The following is a 15,937-nucleotide window of genomic DNA, read 5'->3' on the forward strand; positions in this document are numbered from 1 at the left end:
GGCAAACGCCGAGACGAGAGAAGGATGAGGCGAATCATGGGCAACCATAGTGACGGCAGTCCGAACCACTCGGGCACCGTAGCTACGGCTGGTCAGCATGAGGTGGAGAAATTCCAGGATCCTGGAATTCCCCCGCACCGCTTGCGCCTGGCTGACACGGACCCGAAAGCCGCCAAGCGGGCAGAACGGCAGGTTGCCGCTCTGTTCGCAACCTCAGTCATTGGCACCGTGGTCTTCCTGGTGGCGTACTTCGCCATTGACCTGGGAGACGACTCCAGCATTGCCACCATCCGGCTGCAGAATGCGCTGCTCGGCATCGGCACCGCGTTCGCCATGCTCGGCATCGGCACCGGTATCGTGCACTGGGCCAAGGCTCTGATGCCGGACCACGAAGTCTCCGAGGAACGCCACGCGATCCGCGAGGAGGACGACCGCCAGGCCGCAGTCCGCATCGTCGACGACATCGTGGAGGAAACGGGCATCAAGCGCCGTCCCCTCATCCGGAACACCCTGCTTGGCGCTATGGCACTGGCACCCCTGCCGGCCATCGCCATCTTCGGTGACCTCGGACCGCGCCCGGACGACAAGCTGGCGCACACCATGTGGGCTCCGCAGGACGGCAAGCTCAAGCGGCTCACCCGCGACCCCGATGGAACCCCCATCAAGGCCTCGGATGTCACCATTGGTTCCGCCTTCCACGTCATTCCGGAAGGCCTCAACGAACTGCACGAAGGCAAGCTGAACGAAAAGGCCAAGGCCGTCGTTCTGCTGATGCGCCTCGACCCCGCCTCGCTCAACCCCTCCGCGGGACGCGAAAACTGGGGCTACAACGGCATCGTTGCCTACTCCAAGATCTGCACCCACGTCGGTTGCCCTGTTGCCCTCTACGAGCAGCAGACGCACCATCTGCTGTGCCCGTGCCACCAGTCAACCTTCGACCTGACCCAGGAATGCAAGGTTATCTTCGGCCCGGCCAGCCGCCCGCTCCCCCAGCTGCCCATCGCAGTTGACGATGAGGGCTACCTGGTCGCCACCAGCGACTTCAAAGAACCTGTAGGACCAAGTTACTGGGAGCGTGATGAGCATGAGCGCAGCATCAACAGCTGAAGCCCCCGCCTACGTAGCCAACACCAAAGTCGGACGCTTTACTGACTTCGTCGACGAGCGCGTCGGCGGGTCGGGAATCCTCCGCGAATTCGGCCGCAAGGTATTCCCGGACCACTGGTCCTTCATGTTTGGCGAGGTGGCGCTGTACTCCTTCGTCATCCTGCTCCTGTCGGGAACGTTCCTGACGTTCTTCTTCGATCCGTCGATGGCGGAGACGCACTACGCCGGCTCCTACACGCCGCTGAAGAACGTCGAAATGTCCGTGGCCTACAGCTCCTCGCTGGATATCTCCTTCGACGTTCGCGGCGGCCTGTTCATGCGCCAGGTCCACCACTGGGCAGCGCTGCTGTTCGTGGCCTCCGTGGCCGTGCACATGCTCCGGGTGTTCTTCACCGGCGCGTTCCGGAAGCCCCGCGAAATGAACTGGGTGGTGGGCGGTGTCCTGCTCATCCTGGCCATGGCTGCCGGCTTCACCGGTTACTCGCTCCCCGATGACCTGCTGTCCGGTAACGGCCTGCGCATCATCGACGGCGTCATCAAGTCGATCCCCGTGATCGGCACCTACATCTCCTTCTTCCTGTTCGGTGGAGAGTTCCCCGGCACGGTCATCATCAGCCGCCTCTTCACGCTGCACATCCTGCTCGTGCCGGCACTGATCTTGCTCATGATCGTCGTGCACCTCTTCATGGTGGTTGTCCACAAGCACACGCAGTACCCCGGCCCGGGACGCAACGACCGCAACGTCGTCGGCTACCCTCTCGGCCCGGTCTATGCTGCGAAGGCCGGCGGATTCTTCTTCATCGTCTTCGGTGTCATTGCGCTCATGGCCGGGTTCTTCACCATCAACCCGATCTGGAACTACGGCCCGTACGATCCCTCCCCCGTGTCCGCAGGTACCCAGCCTGACTGGTACATCGGCTTCGTCGACGGTGCGCTGCGCCTGATGCCCGGTGTGGTCAGCGGCTTCCACTTCGAATACATCATCTTTGGCCACGTCCTCACGCTGAATGTCCTGCTTCCGGCACTTGTTCCGGCTGGCATCATTTTTACCGTGCTGTTCACCTACCCGTGGATCGAGCGCTGGATCACCAAGGACAACCGGGAGCACCACGTGCTCGACCGTCCCCGGAACGCTCCCACGCGTACCGCGATCGGTGTAGCCGGCTTCACCTGGTACAGCGTCATGTGGGCCGCCGCCGGTTCGGACCTCATCGCCACGCACTTCCACGTGGCACTGAACGACGTTACGTACTGGCTGCGTGCACTGTTCTTCATCGGACCGGTCATCGCGTTCGTGGTCACCAAGCGTGTGGCCCTGGCCCTGCAGCGCAAGGACCGCGAAATCGCCCTCCACGGCCGCGAGACCGGACGCATCGTCCGCCTACCGCACGGTGAGTTCATTGAGGTGCATGCTCCGCTCGACGAGTACAAGCGCTACAGGCTTGTTGGCTTCGAGTCGCTCGCGCCCCTTCCGGCCGAGCCGAACGAGCACGGTGTGGTGACCCGCAAGGAAAACCGCCGCGCCAAGCTGTCCCGCTGGTTCTTCGAGGACCGGGTTGCTCCGGCAACGCCCGCCGAGCTGGAAGCCAGCCACGGCCACCACGAGGCCGTTGAAGCCGGCGAGGGTCAGAAGACCCTCAGCCACTAAGAAGCTCGGCCACTAGGCAGCAGCGCTTCACCCAGGCATTACACAGAGAAGGCCCGGTCCGCCAGGACCGGGCCTTCTCTGTGTCCGGATTTTCCGTCCGGTTTATGCATGCCGTGGGCAACGCTGTGTCTCCTGAAGGAAACGGCAGCCGGCCAGGCTACTGCTGCCGGTAACCCGACGCGTAGTTGCGGGTGGGCCGGACTCCGGGCCGCTGCAGCGGCACCCAGAGCTTGTACCGGTCGGCCCGGTAGAAGGACACGGAGTAGTCAACCATTGCCCGGGCGACGAAGGCGTGCCGCTGGATCTTCAGCAGGGGCGCGCCGATTTCAACGTTGAGCAGCCGGGCGGTGGAGGGTGACGCAGCCGTGGCCTCGATCATGTCCTCGCCCCATTCCATGACAAGGCCGAACTGTTCGCTCAGGACGTTGTAGAGCGAGGTGGGCGGCTCGCCGTCGAGCAGCCCCGGGACACGGTGGGCCGGGATGAAATTCTCATCCACGCTCATTGGCTCGTTATCGGCCAGCAGGAGGCGGCGGAAGCGCACCAGGGGTGTTCCCTCCTCCAGCTGCAGTTCGCGTGCCAGGAAGGCGCTGGCGGCGATCTGCTCAAAGCTCAGCACCTTCGCAGCCGGCACCATGCCACGGCGCTGCATCTCCTCGCTGTAGGAGGTCAGCTTGACCTGGAGGTCCAGCTTCGGTTTCCGGACGAAGGTGCCAAGGCCCACCACCCGCTCGATGACCTCCTCCCCCACCAGGGCGTCGATGGCCTGGCGGACCGTCATCCGAGCCAGGCTGAAACGTTCGGCCAGGTCCCGTTCGGACGGTAGCGCCGAGCCTGGCGGGCAGGACGTCGCGATGTAGCTCCTGAGGATCTCGCGGAGCTGGACGTAGATCGGCGTCCCGCTGGTTCTGTCGATTTCACCGGTAATGCCGGCCACGTTAGCCGTCATGGCGGCCGCTCCTGTATTGCATGCTCACAGTTCAAGGGTAAGCCAACGCAGCCACAGGTCTAGACCAGACCCCTCCCCGCGCAGGTTGACGGCACGGGGGCCGATATTCTTAGAGGCGAACAAAATTGAAGCACGACGGCGGCTTCCCCCCAATGTGCCATCCCGTCCAAGACGAAGGAGTCCAGTTGCCCGTTCGTAAGGCAATCGTTTCTGCGGCCATCGGCCTGCACGCCAGGCCCGCAGCGGTGTTCGTCCGCGCCGTAACGGAGACAGGGTTACCGGTGACCATCCGCAAAGATGGCAGTGACGCCGTAGATGCCCGATCCCTGCTCGAGGTCATGACTGCCGACTTCAACTACGGCTGCGAGGTTGAGCTGGCAGTCAAGGAATCGGCTTTGCCTGCGGGCAAGAGCCTGGGTGAGGCCGAGGCGGCCCTCTCGGGTCTCGTGGAGCTGTTGGCATCGCAGAAGGCCAGCTAGTGCCGGCTTAAATACAAGAAGAACGAAGGCGGGCCCCACCAAAAAGGTGGGGCCCGCCGTCGTTCTATGGAACGGAAACGCTAGTGTGCGTGGTCTCCGCGGCTGTATTCGTAGACCCAGCCCACGAGGGCCACCAGCGCCATACCGCCGGCGATGAACACGATCCAGAAGCCTACGGCCAGGCCGAGGAATCCTGCGGCGCAGGACAGGCCCAGGACCAGCGGCCACCAGCTCCAGGGGCTGAAGTGGCCCTGCTCGCCGGCGCCTTCGTGGATTTCGGCGTCCGCACGGTCCTCAGGACGCATGCCCACGCGCTTGCCGGTGAAGCCGAGGTAGGCACCGATCATGCCCGCCAGGCCGCCCACCAGGAGGATGCCCAAGGTGCCAACCCACTCAGACCAGTTGGTGAGGAAGCCGTAGATGATGGAAACCGGAACGAAGAAGAAGACTCCTGCTCCAAAAATCCATGACTCGATTCTCATTGCGCGGTGTCCTTCTGATCGGCGTTGCCCAGCACGCTTGCTGCAGGTGCCGGCGACTCAATGGTGTGTGACTGGGAGAGCTCAGGGTGGTGCAGGTCCAGTGCCGGACGCTCCGAGCGGATGCGCGGCAGGGACGTGAAGTTGTGCCGCGGCGGCGGGCAGGACGTGGCCCACTCGAGTGAGGCACCAAAGCCCCAGGGATCGTCAACCTGAACCTTCTCGGCGCTGCGTGCGGTGATGTACACGTTCCAGAAGAACGGGATCAGGGACGCACCCAGGACAAACGAGGCAATGGTGGAGAACTGGTTCATCCAGGTGAAGTTGTCCTCCACCAGGTAGTCGGCGTAGCGGCGGGGCATGCCCTCGACGCCGAGCCAGTGCTGGATCAGGAAGGTGCCGTGGAAGCCCAGGAACAGGAGCCAGAAGTGGATCTTGCCGAGGCGCTCGTTGAGCATCTTGCCCGTCCACTTCGGCCACCAGAAGTAGAAGCCGGCGAACATCGCGAACACCACGGTGCCGAAGACCACGTAGTGGAAGTGCGCCACCACGAAGTACGAGTCGGAGACGTGGAAGTCCAGCGGCGGGGAGGCCAGGATGATGCCGGTCAGGCCGCCGAAGAGGAACGTGATGAGGAAGCCGATGCTCCACAGCATGGGGGTCTCAAAGGTGATGGAACCGCGCCACATGGTGCCGATCCAGTTGAAGAACTTCACGCCGGTGGGGACTGCGATGAGCATGGTCATGAAGGAGAAGAACGGCAGCAGCACGGAGCCGGTGACGTACATGTGGTGCGCCCACACGGTTACGGACAAGGCAGCGATCGCGATGGTCGCGTAGACCAGGCCCTTGTAGCCGAAGATCGGCTTGCGGCTGAAGACCGGGAAGATCTCGGACACGATGCCGAAGAACGGCAGGGCAATGATGTACACCTCGGGGTGGCCGAAGAACCAGAACAGGTGCTGCCACAGGACGGCGCCGCCGTTCTCCGGGTCGAAGATGTGGGCACCGAAGCGGCGGTCCGCGCCGAGGGCGAAGAGTGCTGCGGCCAGCGGCGGGAACGCCATCAGGACCAGGATGGCCGTGACGAGGGTGTTCCACGTGAAGATCGGCATGCGCCACATGGTCATGCCCGGGGCACGCATGCAGATGATGGTGGTGATGAAGTTGACCGCGCCGAGGATGGTGCCGAAGCCGGACAGTGCCAGGCCGAAGACCCACAGGTCACCGCCGACGCCGGGGCTGAAGGTGGTGTTGGAAAGCGGCGCGTATGCGAACCAGCCGAACGACGCAGCACCCTGCGGGGTGATGAAGCCGGAAACGGCGATGGTGGAACCGAACAGGAAGAACCAGAAGGCCAGTGCATTCAGTCGGGGGAACGCGACGTCCGGTGCACCGATCTGCAGCGGCATGATCACGTTCGCAAAGCCGGCGAAGAGCGGGGTGGCGAACATCAGCAGCATGACCGTGCCGTGCATGGTGAACAGCTGGTTGTACTGCTCCTTGGTCTGCAGGATCTGCATACCCGGCTCGAAGAGCTCGGCGCGGATGAGCAGGGCCATCACGCCGCCGAAGCAGAAGAACACGAAGGACGCGATCAGGTACATGTACCCGATGGTCTTGTGGTCCGTGGAGGTGATCCAGTTGACGACGATGCGCCCCTTGGATTTGGGAACTACGGGAGCCTCGAGGATCCCGGGGGTCTGGGTGTAAATAGCCACTTCGCTTCCCTTACTTCGTAGCGTTCAGGTTCGGGTTGCGGTCATACTCAGGGCCGAGCAGGCCCGTGTTGCCGTCCTGGCGAAGCTGGTTCATGTGAGCCTGGAATTCGGACTCGGAAACAACCTTGACGCGGAACAGCATTTCGGAGTGGTACTCACCGCAGAGCTCGGCGCACTTGCCGTCGTAGGTGCCCTCTTTGGTGGGGGTGAACCGGATGTAGTTCGTCTTGCCCGGGATCATGTCCCTCTTCTGCAGGAATGCAGGAACCCAGAAGGAGTGGATGACGTCGCGCGAGTTCAGTTCCAGGTCCACGGACTTGTTGACGGGCAGGTAGAGGGTGGGGAGCTTCTCCTTGTCCACTTCCTTACCGGTCAGGTGCGCCTGGACACCGGCTTCGTGGACGTCTTCGGTGATGACGTCGCCCTTTTTATAGTTGAAGTCCCACGCCCACTGCTTGCCGCGGACGTCCACTACGACGTCGGCCGGCTGCGAGCGGTCATCGATCGCCTGCTGGTCGCGGTCGGTGAAGTAGAAGAACACCAGGACCATGAAGAGCGGGATTGTCAGGTAGAAGACCTCAAGGGGCAGGTTGAAGCTGGTCTGCCGCGGGAAGCCCACGGTGCCCTTGCGGCGGCGGTAGGCAACGAGGCACCAGACGATCAGGCCCCAAGTGATGATGCCCACCACGAGGGCGGCAATCCATGAGTTGACCCAGAGGTCCATGATGCGGTCAGTGTGATTGGTGGTGCCACGCTCGGTGGGCAGCCACCCCTTCTCTACCTCTGGCGAACATCCAGTCAAAACCAACGCGCCGGCAGTTGCCAAGCCAGTGATCGTAGTGATCGTTTTGCGTCGGCTGCCGGTTCGGTTCTGCGAACTCACAGACGGCCCTTCCTACTTGTTGCTGTTGCCAGGGCGGCAAAAAGCTTCCCGGGCACACTAAAAGTTTTACTACTCGGTGTAGAGCTTACCGCTCCCCGCAGGTTTTCGCCCACATGTCCCCACCGTGTGGCGGCGCCGGTTTTCACCGGCGCCGCCAAGAGGTTCAGGAAGGGCTTACTTGCCCTTTAGTGGAACGAATCACCGCAGGCGCATGAGCCGCCCGCGTTCGGGTTGTCGATGGTGAAGCCCTGCTTGGAGATGGTGTCTTCAAAGTCGATGCTGGCACCGCTGAGGTACGGGACGCTCATCTTGTCCACGACGACCTCGACGCCGTCGTAGTCGCGTACCGCGTCACCTTCAAGGAGACGCTCATCGAAGTACAGCTGGTAAATGAGGCCGGAGCAACCGCCCGGCTGCACGGCTACGCGGAGGCGGAGATCGGTGCGGCCTTCCTGCTCCAGGAGGCTGCGGACCTTGCCTGCTGCAACGTCCGTCAGCTGAACCTCGTGGCTCGCCAGTTCCTCACTGGCAGTGCCGGTGGGTTCGGTGCTGTTTTCATTGGTCGTAGTGCTCATTGGCCTACCTTACTAACGACGGTTGTGGCTGCCCCGCTTGCACGGTGCCTGCCCCTACGGAAACGGTACGGGCTATAGCTACATGCTACGTCGATCCGGCGCGGAGCTCTAACTTCAGGCGTAACCCTCCCAGGCCCTTCGTTGTTCCCTCCGTGGCCTGCTAGCTGAGCCCTTCTGAATTCAGCCGCGCCAAGAGCAGGGCCTCGGCCACCACCGCATTTCGGAAGTCCCCGAGGTGCAGCGACTCGTTGGCGGAGTGGGCGCGGGAATCGGGGTCCTCCACGCCCGTGACCAGGATCTGGACCTCGGGGTACAGCTCGGTCAGGTCACTGATGAACGGAATCGAACCGCCGATCCCCATTTCCACGGCCGGAACGCCCCAGGCCTCGCCAAGCGCCCACAAAGCGATGCCGGCAGCTGCCGAACCTGTGTCCGTCTGGAAGGCGTTGCCGCTCTCCCCCGGTGTGAAGGTCACCTTGGCGCCGAACGGTGCGTGGGTTTCAACGTGCCGGCGCACCGCTTCCATGGCTTCCGCCGGGTCCTGTCCGGGGGCCAGCCGCAGGCTGAACTTGGCTCGGGCGCGGGGCAGCAGGGTGTTGGAGGCTACGCTGACGGCCGGCGCATCGAAGCCGATGATCGACAGGGCCGGCTTGGTCCACAGTCGCGAGGCGATGGTCCCCGTGCCTGCCAGCTTCACGCCGTCGAGCACTGACGAATCCGCCCGGTACTCCTCCTCGGTGAGGTCCACGGTGGTTTCGTCCCGGCTAACCAGCCCCGCAATGGCCACGCTGCCATCGTCATCGTGGAGTGTGGCGATCAGGCGCGAGAGCAGGGTGGGCGCATCGAGCACCGGCCCGCCGAACATTCCCGAATGCACGGCGTGGTCGAGGACCTGCACCTCGATAGTTCCGTCGACCAGCCCGCGCAGGCTGGTGGTCAGGGCCGGGACGCCCACCTTCCAGTTGCTGGAATCGGCCACCACGATAACGTCGGCGCGGAGCAGTTCGCGGTGGGTTTCGAGGAACGTCCTGAAGGTCGGCGAACCGGCCTCCTCCTCCCCTTCGAGGAACAGGGTGACGCCCAGTCCGAATTCGTCACCGAGCACCCGGGTGACAGCGCCGTAGGCGGCGACGTGGGCCATGATCCCGGCCTTGTCGTCGGCCGCGCCGCGCCCGTAGAGCCGCCCGTTGCGTTCGACGGCGGTAAACGGCTCGGACTCCCACAGTGCCGGATCACCTGGGGGCTGGACGTCGTGGTGGGCGTAGAGAAGAATGGTCGGTTTGCCGGGCGCGGCCTCGCGGCGTGCCACCACGGCGGGCCCGCCGGGGGTGCCATCTTCCCTGTCGCACCGCAGGATCCGGACGTCCCCAATGCCCGCCGCGCGCACCAGATTGGCCACAGCCTCGGCGCTGGCGTCCAGTGGGGCAGGGTCAAAGCTGGGCCAGGCGATGCCGGGTATGGCCACCAGGTCCTTCAGCTGTGCAACCGTGGTGTCGAAGGCCGCGTCAACGACGGCCCGCAGGGCGTCTGTGTCAACGGCGGCCCGCAGGGCGTCTGTGTCAACGCCGGCCGCGGAGTCGCCGTACTGTTGCGGGGTCGCCGCAGGGAATGAAGTCATGGCCAAACACTACCTGTGTCACACGCCACAACAAACATCGCCGTCAGGGGGCACCCGTTGCCCCGGCATGACGTTCTGCGGGCAGCCGGGCTTGACCGGGGGCGCAGCCCGTCAAGGTATTCTGTTGTGGTGTTCGGACGTAAAAAGGAAGCGCCAGCGGCGCAGGATGTAGTTGACCAGCAGGCTGCCGAGGCAGCCGCAGTAGCAGGCAAAGGCGCACCCACGCCCAAGCGCAAAGCACAGGTAGCGGCCCGCAAGCGCCCCCTCGTGCCGGAGGACCGCAAGGCCTCCAAGGAAGCGGAGCGTGCCGCCGCCCAGGAGCAGCGCCTGAAGATGCGCCAGGCACTGGATACCGGCGACGAACGGTTCCTGCCGATCCGCGACAAGGGCCCGCAGAAGCGGTTTGCCCGTGATTACGTGGACGCCCGCTTCAGCCTGGGCGAGTACCTCATGTTCGGCGCCTTGGTGTTCGTCATCATCTCCCTCGTGGTGCCTGCCAGCAGCAACATGATGGTTTACGTGCTGGGCGGCTTCTGGGTAATGTTCCTGGCTGTTTTCGTGGACGTGTTCATCCTGTCCCGCAAGCTCCGCAAGCGCCTCGCCGAAAAGTTCGGCGAAGTTGAGCGCGGCACCGTCTGGTACGGCTCCATGCGTTCGCTGCAGTTCCGCAAGCTTCGCCTGCCCAAGCCCCTGGTCCGCCGCGGGCAGTACCCCTCCTGATCCCACGTCTTCCTCCTGCGGCCCAGCGTGCGCGGAGTCGGTCCCGGACCTGAACACAGCAGCCCGGCGGTTCCACCGCCGGGCTGCTGTCTTTAATGCGCGTGCCGTGTTTAACCGGCTTTCCGGCGTTTAACCGGCTTTCCGGCGGTTCTTGGCCAGTTCCTTATTGATCCGGGCGGCCCAGAACGGCCCTTCGTACAGGAAGGCGGTGTAGCCCTGTACCAGGGTGGCGCCCGCGTCCAGTCGGTTTTGGACGTCCTGGCCGGTCTCCACGCCGCCCACGGAAATCAGCGTCAGCCTGTCCTGCGTGACCGACTTCAGCCGGCGCAGCACCTCCAGCGAACGGCTCTTCAGCGGAGCACCCGACAGACCGCCGGCACCGCAGGCCTCCACCTTTTCCGTTGCAGAACCGAGCCCATCGCGGCTGATGGTGGTGTTCGTGGCAATGATGCCGTCCAGGCCCAGGTCCATCGCCAGCCGGGCGACGTCGTCGACGTCCTCGTCGGTGAGGTCAGGGGCGATCTTAACCAGCAGCGGGACGTGCCTGCCGGCGGACTTGTCGGCTTCCTCCCCTACTGCCTTCAGCAGCGGCCGGAGCGTCTCCACGTTCTGCAGGAGCCGGAGCCCGGGCGTGTTCGGCGAGCTGACGTTCACCACAAGGTAGTCCGCTGCTGGGGCGAGGCCGCGCGCGCTGATGAGGTAGTCCTCCACGGCGTCCTCGAGCTCCACGACTTTGGTTTTGCCGATGTTAACGCCTATCACAGGCCGCACCTTGGCATGGCGCCGCTGCAGCGCAGCCCGGGCGGACTTCAGCCGCGGAGCCACGGCAGAGGCCCCGTCGTTGTTGAATCCCATCCGGTTGATGACGGCCCGGTCCTCAATCAGCCGGAACAGCCGGGGCTTTTCGTTGCCGGGCTGGGCCTGGCCGGTGATGGTCCCCACCTCAACGTGACCGAATCCAAGCTCCGTAAGGGCCTCGATCCCGTGGCCCTCCTTGTCGAAGCCTGCAGCCAGCCCGAACGGCGACGGGAAGGTCAGGCCGAGCGCGTTCGTCTGCAGGGACGCCGGCGGTGCCGTAACCCGTTCCAGCAGTCGACCCGCTCCCACGGAATGGACCAGCCGGATTCCTTTGAAACCGATCTTGTGGGCGCGTTCGGCGTCCATCCATGAAAAGGCCAGCCTGAAAAATGTGGGGTATACGCGCATGCCTCTAGTTTTCCGTCTTCGGCGGTACAGACCAAACCGGGCTGACACAACACCACCCGGGCCGGGACTGGAAAGCCTACGCTGTTGCCATGGAGTGGCAGAGCGACATCCTGGGGCCGGGCTTCGAGTCCTGCGCCTTCGAAGCCGCGGGCGAAGACGGCGTCCGCCGCAAGGCGACGCTGGTCCGCTTCACTCCCCCGGATGCCTCCGGGGTCGGTTCTGCCGGGCCGCGCCGGGCGGTGCTCTTCCTGCATGGCTGGAGCGACTACTTCTTCAATGTTGAGCTGGCGCGGTTCTGGGACGCGCACGGCTTCGAGTTCTTTGCCTTGGACATGCACAACCATGGCCGCAGCCTGCAGCCGGGCACCCACGGCGGCTACGTCGCGGATCTGGGAAACTATGACGCCGAGATCGTTACCGCAGTGGGCATGATCGCCGAGTCCGGCGGGGCAGGACCCGTGCAGCTCGCGCTCATGGGCCATTCCACGGGCGGCCTCGTGGCAGCCCTGTGGGCCAGCCGCAATCCCGGTGCGGTTTCCCAGCTGGTCCTGAACAGTCCCTGGCTGGAAATGCACGGCAGCGCCCTGGTCCGGCGCGCGGCCTGGACCATGGTGGAGCCGATCGCCCGCCTGCGGCCGGAGGCGGTGCTCAGGCTACCGGAACGCGGTTTCTACTGGCGGAGCATCAGCAGTTCCGCCGAAGGCGAGTGGACACTGGACCCCGCCTACCGGCCGCCCCTGGCTTTTCCGGTGCGCGCCGCCTGGCTCAGTGCCATCCTGGCCGGGCAGGCCAAGGTGGCGCGCGGCCTGCGCATCGGGGTCCCCATTCTGGTGCTGCTGTCCGCCGCGAGTGAGAACGGGATGGTGTGGAGCGAAGAGATGCGCCGGGCGGACGCGGTGCTGGACGTCAACACCATTGCCGCCCGTGCCGTGTCGCTGGGCAGGAGCGTCACCGTGGAGCGCATCGACGGCGCCCTCCACGATGTGTTCCTTTCCCGCACCGATGTGCGGGCCGACGCCTACAGCCGCCTGGCCAGGTGGATCAGGGGTTACGCCGCCTAAGCGGGGTGCAGGGCATCAAAAACCTAGAGGGCCTGGGCGGCGTCCACCGCCCCGCCGTACCGGCGGTCCCGCTGCGCATAGATCTCCACCGCATCCCAGAGGGTCCGGCGGTCGACGTCGGGCCACAGGGTGTCCAGGAAGACGAACTCCGCGTACGCCGACTGCCACAGCATGAAGTTGGACAGGCGCTGTTCACCGGAACTGCGGAGGAAGAGGTCGACGTCGGGAAGGTCCGGCTCGTCGAGGTACTTTTGGATCGTCTTCTCGGTGATGGCCCCGGGCTTAAGCCTGCCGTCGGCCACGTCCCGGGCAATGGCGGACACGGCGTCCGTTATTTCCGCCCGGCCCCCGTAGTTCACGCACATGGTCAGCGTGCAGGTGCTGTTTCCTGCGGTGTACTCCTCCGCCTCCTCGAGCTCGCGGATCACCGAGCCCCAAAGCCGGGGACGCCTGCCGGACCAGCGGATCCGCACACCCCAGTCATCCAGCTGGTTGCGCTGCCTGCGCAGCACCTCCTTGTTGAACCCCATCAGGAACCGGACTTCCTCGGGCGACCGGCGCCAGTTCTCCGTGGAGAAGGCGTACACGCTGACGTATTCGATGCCGAGTTCGATGGCACCGGCTACGACGTCGAGCAGGGCGGGTTCCCCTGCCTTGTGGCCTTCGATCCGCGGCAGGCCGCGCTGGTTGGCCCACCTGCCGTTTCCGTCCATCACAATGGCCACGTGCCGGGGCACGAACTCGGCCGGAATCGACGGCGGAACCGCGCCCGAGTGGTGCGGGTACGGGGCCACCACCGGAGCGGTCCGCCGCCGGGCAGGACTGGTCTTCTTTCCCAAGGACACTGTTAGGTACGCTCCACATGTTTGAGGGATTTCAGGACACGCTCCAGGTGCCACTGCAGATAGCTTGCCACCAGACCCGCGGATTCCCTGCGGTTGAGCGGAAGGGAGGCATCCGCTGTCCGCCAGTCACCGGTAAGCAGCGCACCCAGCAGGGAGACCGTCGCCGGCGCCGGTGCCGGCGAGCCCGGCGGGCGGCAGTCGCCGCAGACCATGCCACCCAGCGGGGCAGAGAAGGCGGTGTGGGGTCCGGGCGCGCCGCAGCGCGCGCAGTCGGTGAAGCTGGGCGCCCAGCCGCCGGTTGAAAGGGCCCGCAGCAGGTAGGAATCCAGGATCAGCTCCGGCGCATGGTCCCCGCGGCTCAGCGAGGCCAGGGCGCCGACCAGAAGGTTGTACTGCGCGGTTCCGGCTTCACCGTCGACGTCGGTGAGCTTTTCCGCGGTCTCGGTCATGGCCGCTGCCACCGTGTACCGCCCGTAGTCGGCGGCGATGTTGCCCCCGTACGCCCCTTTCGCGACGGCCTGCGTCACGATGTCGAGGGTCTTGCCGGACACGAGCTGCAGGTCTGCCACCATGAAGGGCTCCAGGCGGGCGCCGAAGCGGCTGGTGGTCCGCCGGACCCCTTTGGCCACCGCCCTGACCTGGCCGTGGTGCTTGGTCAGGAGGGTGATGATGCGGTCCGCCTCGCCCAGCTTGTGGGTGCGCAACACCACGGCGTCGTCGCGGTAGCTGCGCGCTGCAAATGATTGGACCACGCTTAATCTTCCCATTGACTCCCGCAAACAGCTGCGCCGCCGGTGTGGACCGGCGGCGCAGCTGCCAGGAAGCTCAGGCCTGGGCGTCCCGGATGGCCCGGTTCACGGCAGAGATGACAGCCTTCAGCGCCGAGGTGCTGGTGTTTGAATCGATGCCGACGCCCCACAGGACACGTTCTCCCACGGCGCATTCGACGTAGGCCGCGGCGAGGGCGCTGCCGCCTTCAGACAGGGCGTGCTCGCTGTAGTCCAGCACCCGCACGTCCACACCGTCCTGGCCGAGGATGTCCAGCAGCGCGGCGATGGGGCCGTTGCCGGTGCCGGTGCGGCTGACGTGGGTGCCGTCCACGCCCAGCGAGGCGTGCAGGGTCATGGAGCCGTCCTCGTCGGTTTCGGTTTTCACCGAGCCGAGGGAGTACCGGCCCCACTGGCTTTCCGCCTTGGCCGAGGGCAGGTACTCGTCCTGGAACAGCTGCCACAGCTGGGCACCGCTGACTTCGCCGCCCACGGTGTCCGTTTGCCGCTGGATAACGCCGGAGAATTCGATCTGCGCCCGCCGCGGCAGGTCCAGGCTGTGCTCGTTCTTCAGCAGGTAGGCCACGCCGCCCTTGCCGGACTGGGAGTTGACGCGGATCACGGCCTCGTAGCTGCGGCCGAGGTCCTTCGGGTCCACGGGCAGGTAGGGAACCTGCCAGGTGAAGTCGCTGACGTCCTTGCCTGCTGCCGCCGCGTCCTTCTCCAGGGCTTCGAGGCCCTTCTTGATGGCGTCCTGGTGGGACCCGGAGAACGCTGTGAAGACGAGGTCGCCGCCGTACGGTGCACGCTCCGCGACGGGCAGCTGGTTGCAGTACTCCACGGTGCGCCGGACGTCGTCGATGTCGGAGAAATCGATCATCGGGTCAATGCCCTGCACGAACATGTTCAGGCCGAGGGTCACCAGGTCCACGTTGCCCGTGCGCTCACCGTTGCCGAACAGGCAGCCCTCGATGCGGTCGGCGCCAGCCTGATAGCCCAGCTCGGCCGCGGCCACGCCGGTGCCGCGGTCGTTGTGCGGGTGCAGGGAGAGGATGATGCCTTCGCGGGGGTGCAAGTGGCGGCTCATCCACTCGATGGAGTCCGCGTAGACGTTGGGGGTGGCCATTTCCACGGTGGCGGGCAGGTTGATGATCACCTGGCGGTCGGCGGATGCCTCGAAAACGTCGGCGACGGCGTTGCAGACGCGGACCGCGTACTCCAGCTCGGTGCCGGTGAAGGACTCGGGCGAGTACTCGTAGGTGATGTGGGTGTCGCCCAGCGTTTCTTCGTACTTCTTGCACAGGCGGGCGCCCTGCAGCGCGATGTCCAGGATGCCGTCCTCGTCCTGGTTGAACACCACGCGGCGCTGCAGGACGGACGTGGAGTTGTACAGGTGCACGATGGCCTGCCTGGCGCCCACCAGGGACTCGTAAGTCCGCTCGATGAGGTGTTCGCGGGCTTGGGTCAGCACCTGGATGGTGACGTCATCCGGGATGTGGTTGCCCTCGATCAGCTGGCGGACGAAGTCGAAGTCGGTCTGGGACGCGGAGGGAAAACCGACTTCGATTTCCTTGTAGCCCATCCGGACCAGCAGGTCGAACATCTTCATCTTGCGCGCCGGGCTCATGGGGTCGATCAGTGCCTGGTTGCCGTCGCGCAGATCCACTGCGCACCAGCGCGGGGCCGTGGTGATGATCTTGTCCGGCCAGGTACGATCTGGCAGATCGACCTTGATCTGGTCCTGGAAGGGGATGTAGCGGTGGATCGGCATTCCCGAGGGCTTCTGTGCGTTTCGCATTAATCTGGCCTTTTCTGTGATTCCTAAGTGAAAGGGTGGCCGGGCAACACAAACTCCGCGACGAGGGTGGGCCTTGCGCTA

15 protein-coding genes are annotated in these 15,937 nt (G+C 65.0%); 5 read left to right on the top strand and 10 right to left on the bottom strand.

What is annotated here, in order from left to right; translation table 11 throughout:
• The first annotated feature begins 36 nt into the window (after window positions 1–36).
• Both qcrA and qcrB read left to right on the top strand, forming a co-directional pair.
• Window positions 37–1,107 carry a cytochrome bc1 complex Rieske iron-sulfur subunit gene (qcrA, locus tag QFZ23_RS13925; RefSeq protein ID WP_306923777.1) on the top strand — a complete coding sequence of 357 codons (1,071 nt, stop codon included), beginning with the start codon at window positions 37–39 and terminating at the stop codon, window positions 1,105–1,107.
• The gene (qcrB, locus tag QFZ23_RS13930) at window positions 1,085–2,755 is read left to right on the top strand and encodes a cytochrome bc1 complex cytochrome b subunit (protein WP_306923778.1); all 1,671 of its coding nucleotides are present in this window, start codon (window positions 1,085–1,087) and stop codon (window positions 2,753–2,755) included. Before qcrA ends, qcrB begins: the two co-directional genes overlap by 23 nt.
• A 157-nt stretch (window positions 2,756–2,912) precedes the next feature.
• Here the strand turns inward: qcrB and QFZ23_RS13935 are convergent, their stop codons facing one another.
• Window positions 2,913–3,704: a GntR family transcriptional regulator gene (locus QFZ23_RS13935; protein ID WP_306923780.1), complete on the bottom strand. Its 792-nt coding sequence runs from the start codon at window positions 3,702–3,704 to the stop codon at window positions 2,913–2,915.
• 185 nt (window positions 3,705–3,889) lie between these two features.
• Here QFZ23_RS13935 and QFZ23_RS13940 point away from each other — a divergent pair, with 185 nt between their 5' ends.
• The gene (locus tag QFZ23_RS13940; protein WP_306923781.1) at window positions 3,890–4,183 is read left to right on the top strand and encodes an HPr family phosphocarrier protein; all 294 of its coding nucleotides are present in this window, start codon (window positions 3,890–3,892) and stop codon (window positions 4,181–4,183) included.
• 80 nt (window positions 4,184–4,263) lie between these two features.
• Here the strand turns inward: QFZ23_RS13940 and QFZ23_RS13945 are convergent, their stop codons facing one another.
• The 5 genes from QFZ23_RS13945 to QFZ23_RS13965 all read right to left on the bottom strand — a co-directional run bounded on the left by QFZ23_RS13945 (window position 4,264) and on the right by QFZ23_RS13965 (window position 9,459).
• The gene (locus QFZ23_RS13945) at window positions 4,264–4,665 is read right to left on the bottom strand and encodes a cytochrome c oxidase subunit 4 (protein ID WP_214856891.1); all 402 of its coding nucleotides are present in this window, start codon (window positions 4,663–4,665) and stop codon (window positions 4,264–4,266) included.
• Complete coding sequence (ctaD, locus tag QFZ23_RS13950; protein ID WP_306923783.1) at window positions 4,662–6,383, bottom strand: aa3-type cytochrome oxidase subunit I; 1,722 nt, start codon at window positions 6,381–6,383, stop codon at window positions 4,662–4,664. The genes QFZ23_RS13945 and ctaD overlap by 4 nt, the downstream gene beginning before the upstream one ends.
• Window positions 6,384–6,393: 10 nt before the next feature.
• Complete coding sequence (ctaC, locus tag QFZ23_RS13955; protein ID WP_306923784.1) at window positions 6,394–7,266, bottom strand: aa3-type cytochrome oxidase subunit II; 873 nt, start codon at window positions 7,264–7,266, stop codon at window positions 6,394–6,396.
• 185 nt (window positions 7,267–7,451) lie between these two features.
• Entirely contained in the window at window positions 7,452–7,841 is a 390-nt protein-coding gene (locus QFZ23_RS13960; protein WP_306923786.1) for a HesB/IscA family protein, read from the bottom strand.
• Window positions 7,842–8,001: 160 nt separating this feature from the next.
• Complete coding sequence (locus QFZ23_RS13965; RefSeq protein WP_306923787.1) at window positions 8,002–9,459, bottom strand: dipeptidase; 1,458 nt, start codon at window positions 9,457–9,459, stop codon at window positions 8,002–8,004.
• A gap of 129 nt (window positions 9,460–9,588) precedes the next feature.
• On the opposite strand from QFZ23_RS13965, the gene QFZ23_RS13970 reads away from it, so the two are divergent.
• Window positions 9,589–10,179 carry a DUF3043 domain-containing protein gene (locus tag QFZ23_RS13970; RefSeq protein ID WP_306926856.1) on the top strand — a complete coding sequence of 197 codons (591 nt, stop codon included), beginning with the start codon at window positions 9,589–9,591 and terminating at the stop codon, window positions 10,177–10,179.
• 129 nt (window positions 10,180–10,308) lie between these two features.
• On the opposite strand, the gene QFZ23_RS13975 is transcribed toward QFZ23_RS13970, so the two are convergent.
• Window positions 10,309–11,385, bottom strand: coding sequence for a quinone-dependent dihydroorotate dehydrogenase (locus QFZ23_RS13975; protein WP_306923789.1), 1,077 nt, complete (start codon window positions 11,383–11,385; stop codon window positions 10,309–10,311).
• 89 nt (window positions 11,386–11,474) lie between these two features.
• On the opposite strand from QFZ23_RS13975, the gene QFZ23_RS13980 reads away from it, so the two are divergent.
• Window positions 11,475–12,446, top strand: coding sequence for an alpha/beta hydrolase (locus tag QFZ23_RS13980; protein WP_306923791.1), 972 nt, complete (start codon window positions 11,475–11,477; stop codon window positions 12,444–12,446).
• A gap of 23 nt (window positions 12,447–12,469) precedes the next feature.
• On the opposite strand, the gene QFZ23_RS13985 is transcribed toward QFZ23_RS13980, so the two are convergent.
• From QFZ23_RS13985 to leuA, 3 genes are read right to left on the bottom strand one after another with little or no spacing between them, the layout of a single operon-like run.
• Window positions 12,470–13,291 (bottom strand): isoprenyl transferase, encoded by an 822-nt coding sequence (locus QFZ23_RS13985; RefSeq protein ID WP_306923792.1) that lies wholly within the window; start codon window positions 13,289–13,291, stop codon window positions 12,470–12,472.
• Window positions 13,292–13,293: 2 nt separating this feature from the next.
• A complete protein-coding gene (recO, locus tag QFZ23_RS13990) occupies window positions 13,294–14,058 on the bottom strand; it encodes a DNA repair protein RecO (protein ID WP_306923794.1) in 765 nt (254 codons plus the stop codon).
• Window positions 14,059–14,116: 58 nt separating this feature from the next.
• Window positions 14,117–15,856: a 2-isopropylmalate synthase gene (gene leuA / locus QFZ23_RS13995; RefSeq protein ID WP_306923797.1), complete on the bottom strand. Its 1,740-nt coding sequence runs from the start codon at window positions 15,854–15,856 to the stop codon at window positions 14,117–14,119.
• Window positions 15,857–15,937 lie beyond the last annotated feature (81 nt).

Source organism: Arthrobacter globiformis (assembly GCF_030818015.1).
Taxonomy (GTDB): Bacteria; Actinomycetota; Actinomycetes; order Actinomycetales; family Micrococcaceae; genus Arthrobacter; species Arthrobacter globiformis_C.

What these genes read in the sequence shown, in the direction of transcription:
- QFZ23_RS13945 (WP_214856891.1), bottom strand. Translation starts at nt 4,665, where the DNA reads ATGAGAATCGAGTCATGGATTTTTGGAGCAGGAGTCTTCTTCTTCGTT.
- leuA (WP_306923797.1), bottom strand. Translation starts at nt 15,856, where the DNA reads ATGCGAAACGCACAGAAGCCCTCGGGAATGCCGATCCACCGCTACATC.
- qcrA (WP_306923777.1), top strand. Translation starts at nt 37, where the DNA reads ATGGGCAACCATAGTGACGGCAGTCCGAACCACTCGGGCACCGTAGCT.
- QFZ23_RS13935 (WP_306923780.1), bottom strand. Translation starts at nt 3,704, where the DNA reads ATGACGGCTAACGTGGCCGGCATTACCGGTGAAATCGACAGAACCAGC.
- QFZ23_RS13975 (WP_306923789.1), bottom strand. Translation starts at nt 11,385, where the DNA reads ATGCGCGTATACCCCACATTTTTCAGGCTGGCCTTTTCATGGATGGAC.
- QFZ23_RS13980 (WP_306923791.1), top strand. Translation starts at nt 11,475, where the DNA reads ATGGAGTGGCAGAGCGACATCCTGGGGCCGGGCTTCGAGTCCTGCGCC.
- qcrB (WP_306923778.1), top strand. Translation starts at nt 1,085, where the DNA reads ATGAGCGCAGCATCAACAGCTGAAGCCCCCGCCTACGTAGCCAACACC.
- recO (WP_306923794.1), bottom strand. Translation starts at nt 14,058, where the DNA reads ATGGGAAGATTAAGCGTGGTCCAATCATTTGCAGCGCGCAGCTACCGC.
- QFZ23_RS13965 (WP_306923787.1), bottom strand. Translation starts at nt 9,459, where the DNA reads ATGACTTCATTCCCTGCGGCGACCCCGCAACAGTACGGCGACTCCGCG.
- QFZ23_RS13960 (WP_306923786.1), bottom strand. Translation starts at nt 7,841, where the DNA reads ATGAGCACTACGACCAATGAAAACAGCACCGAACCCACCGGCACTGCC.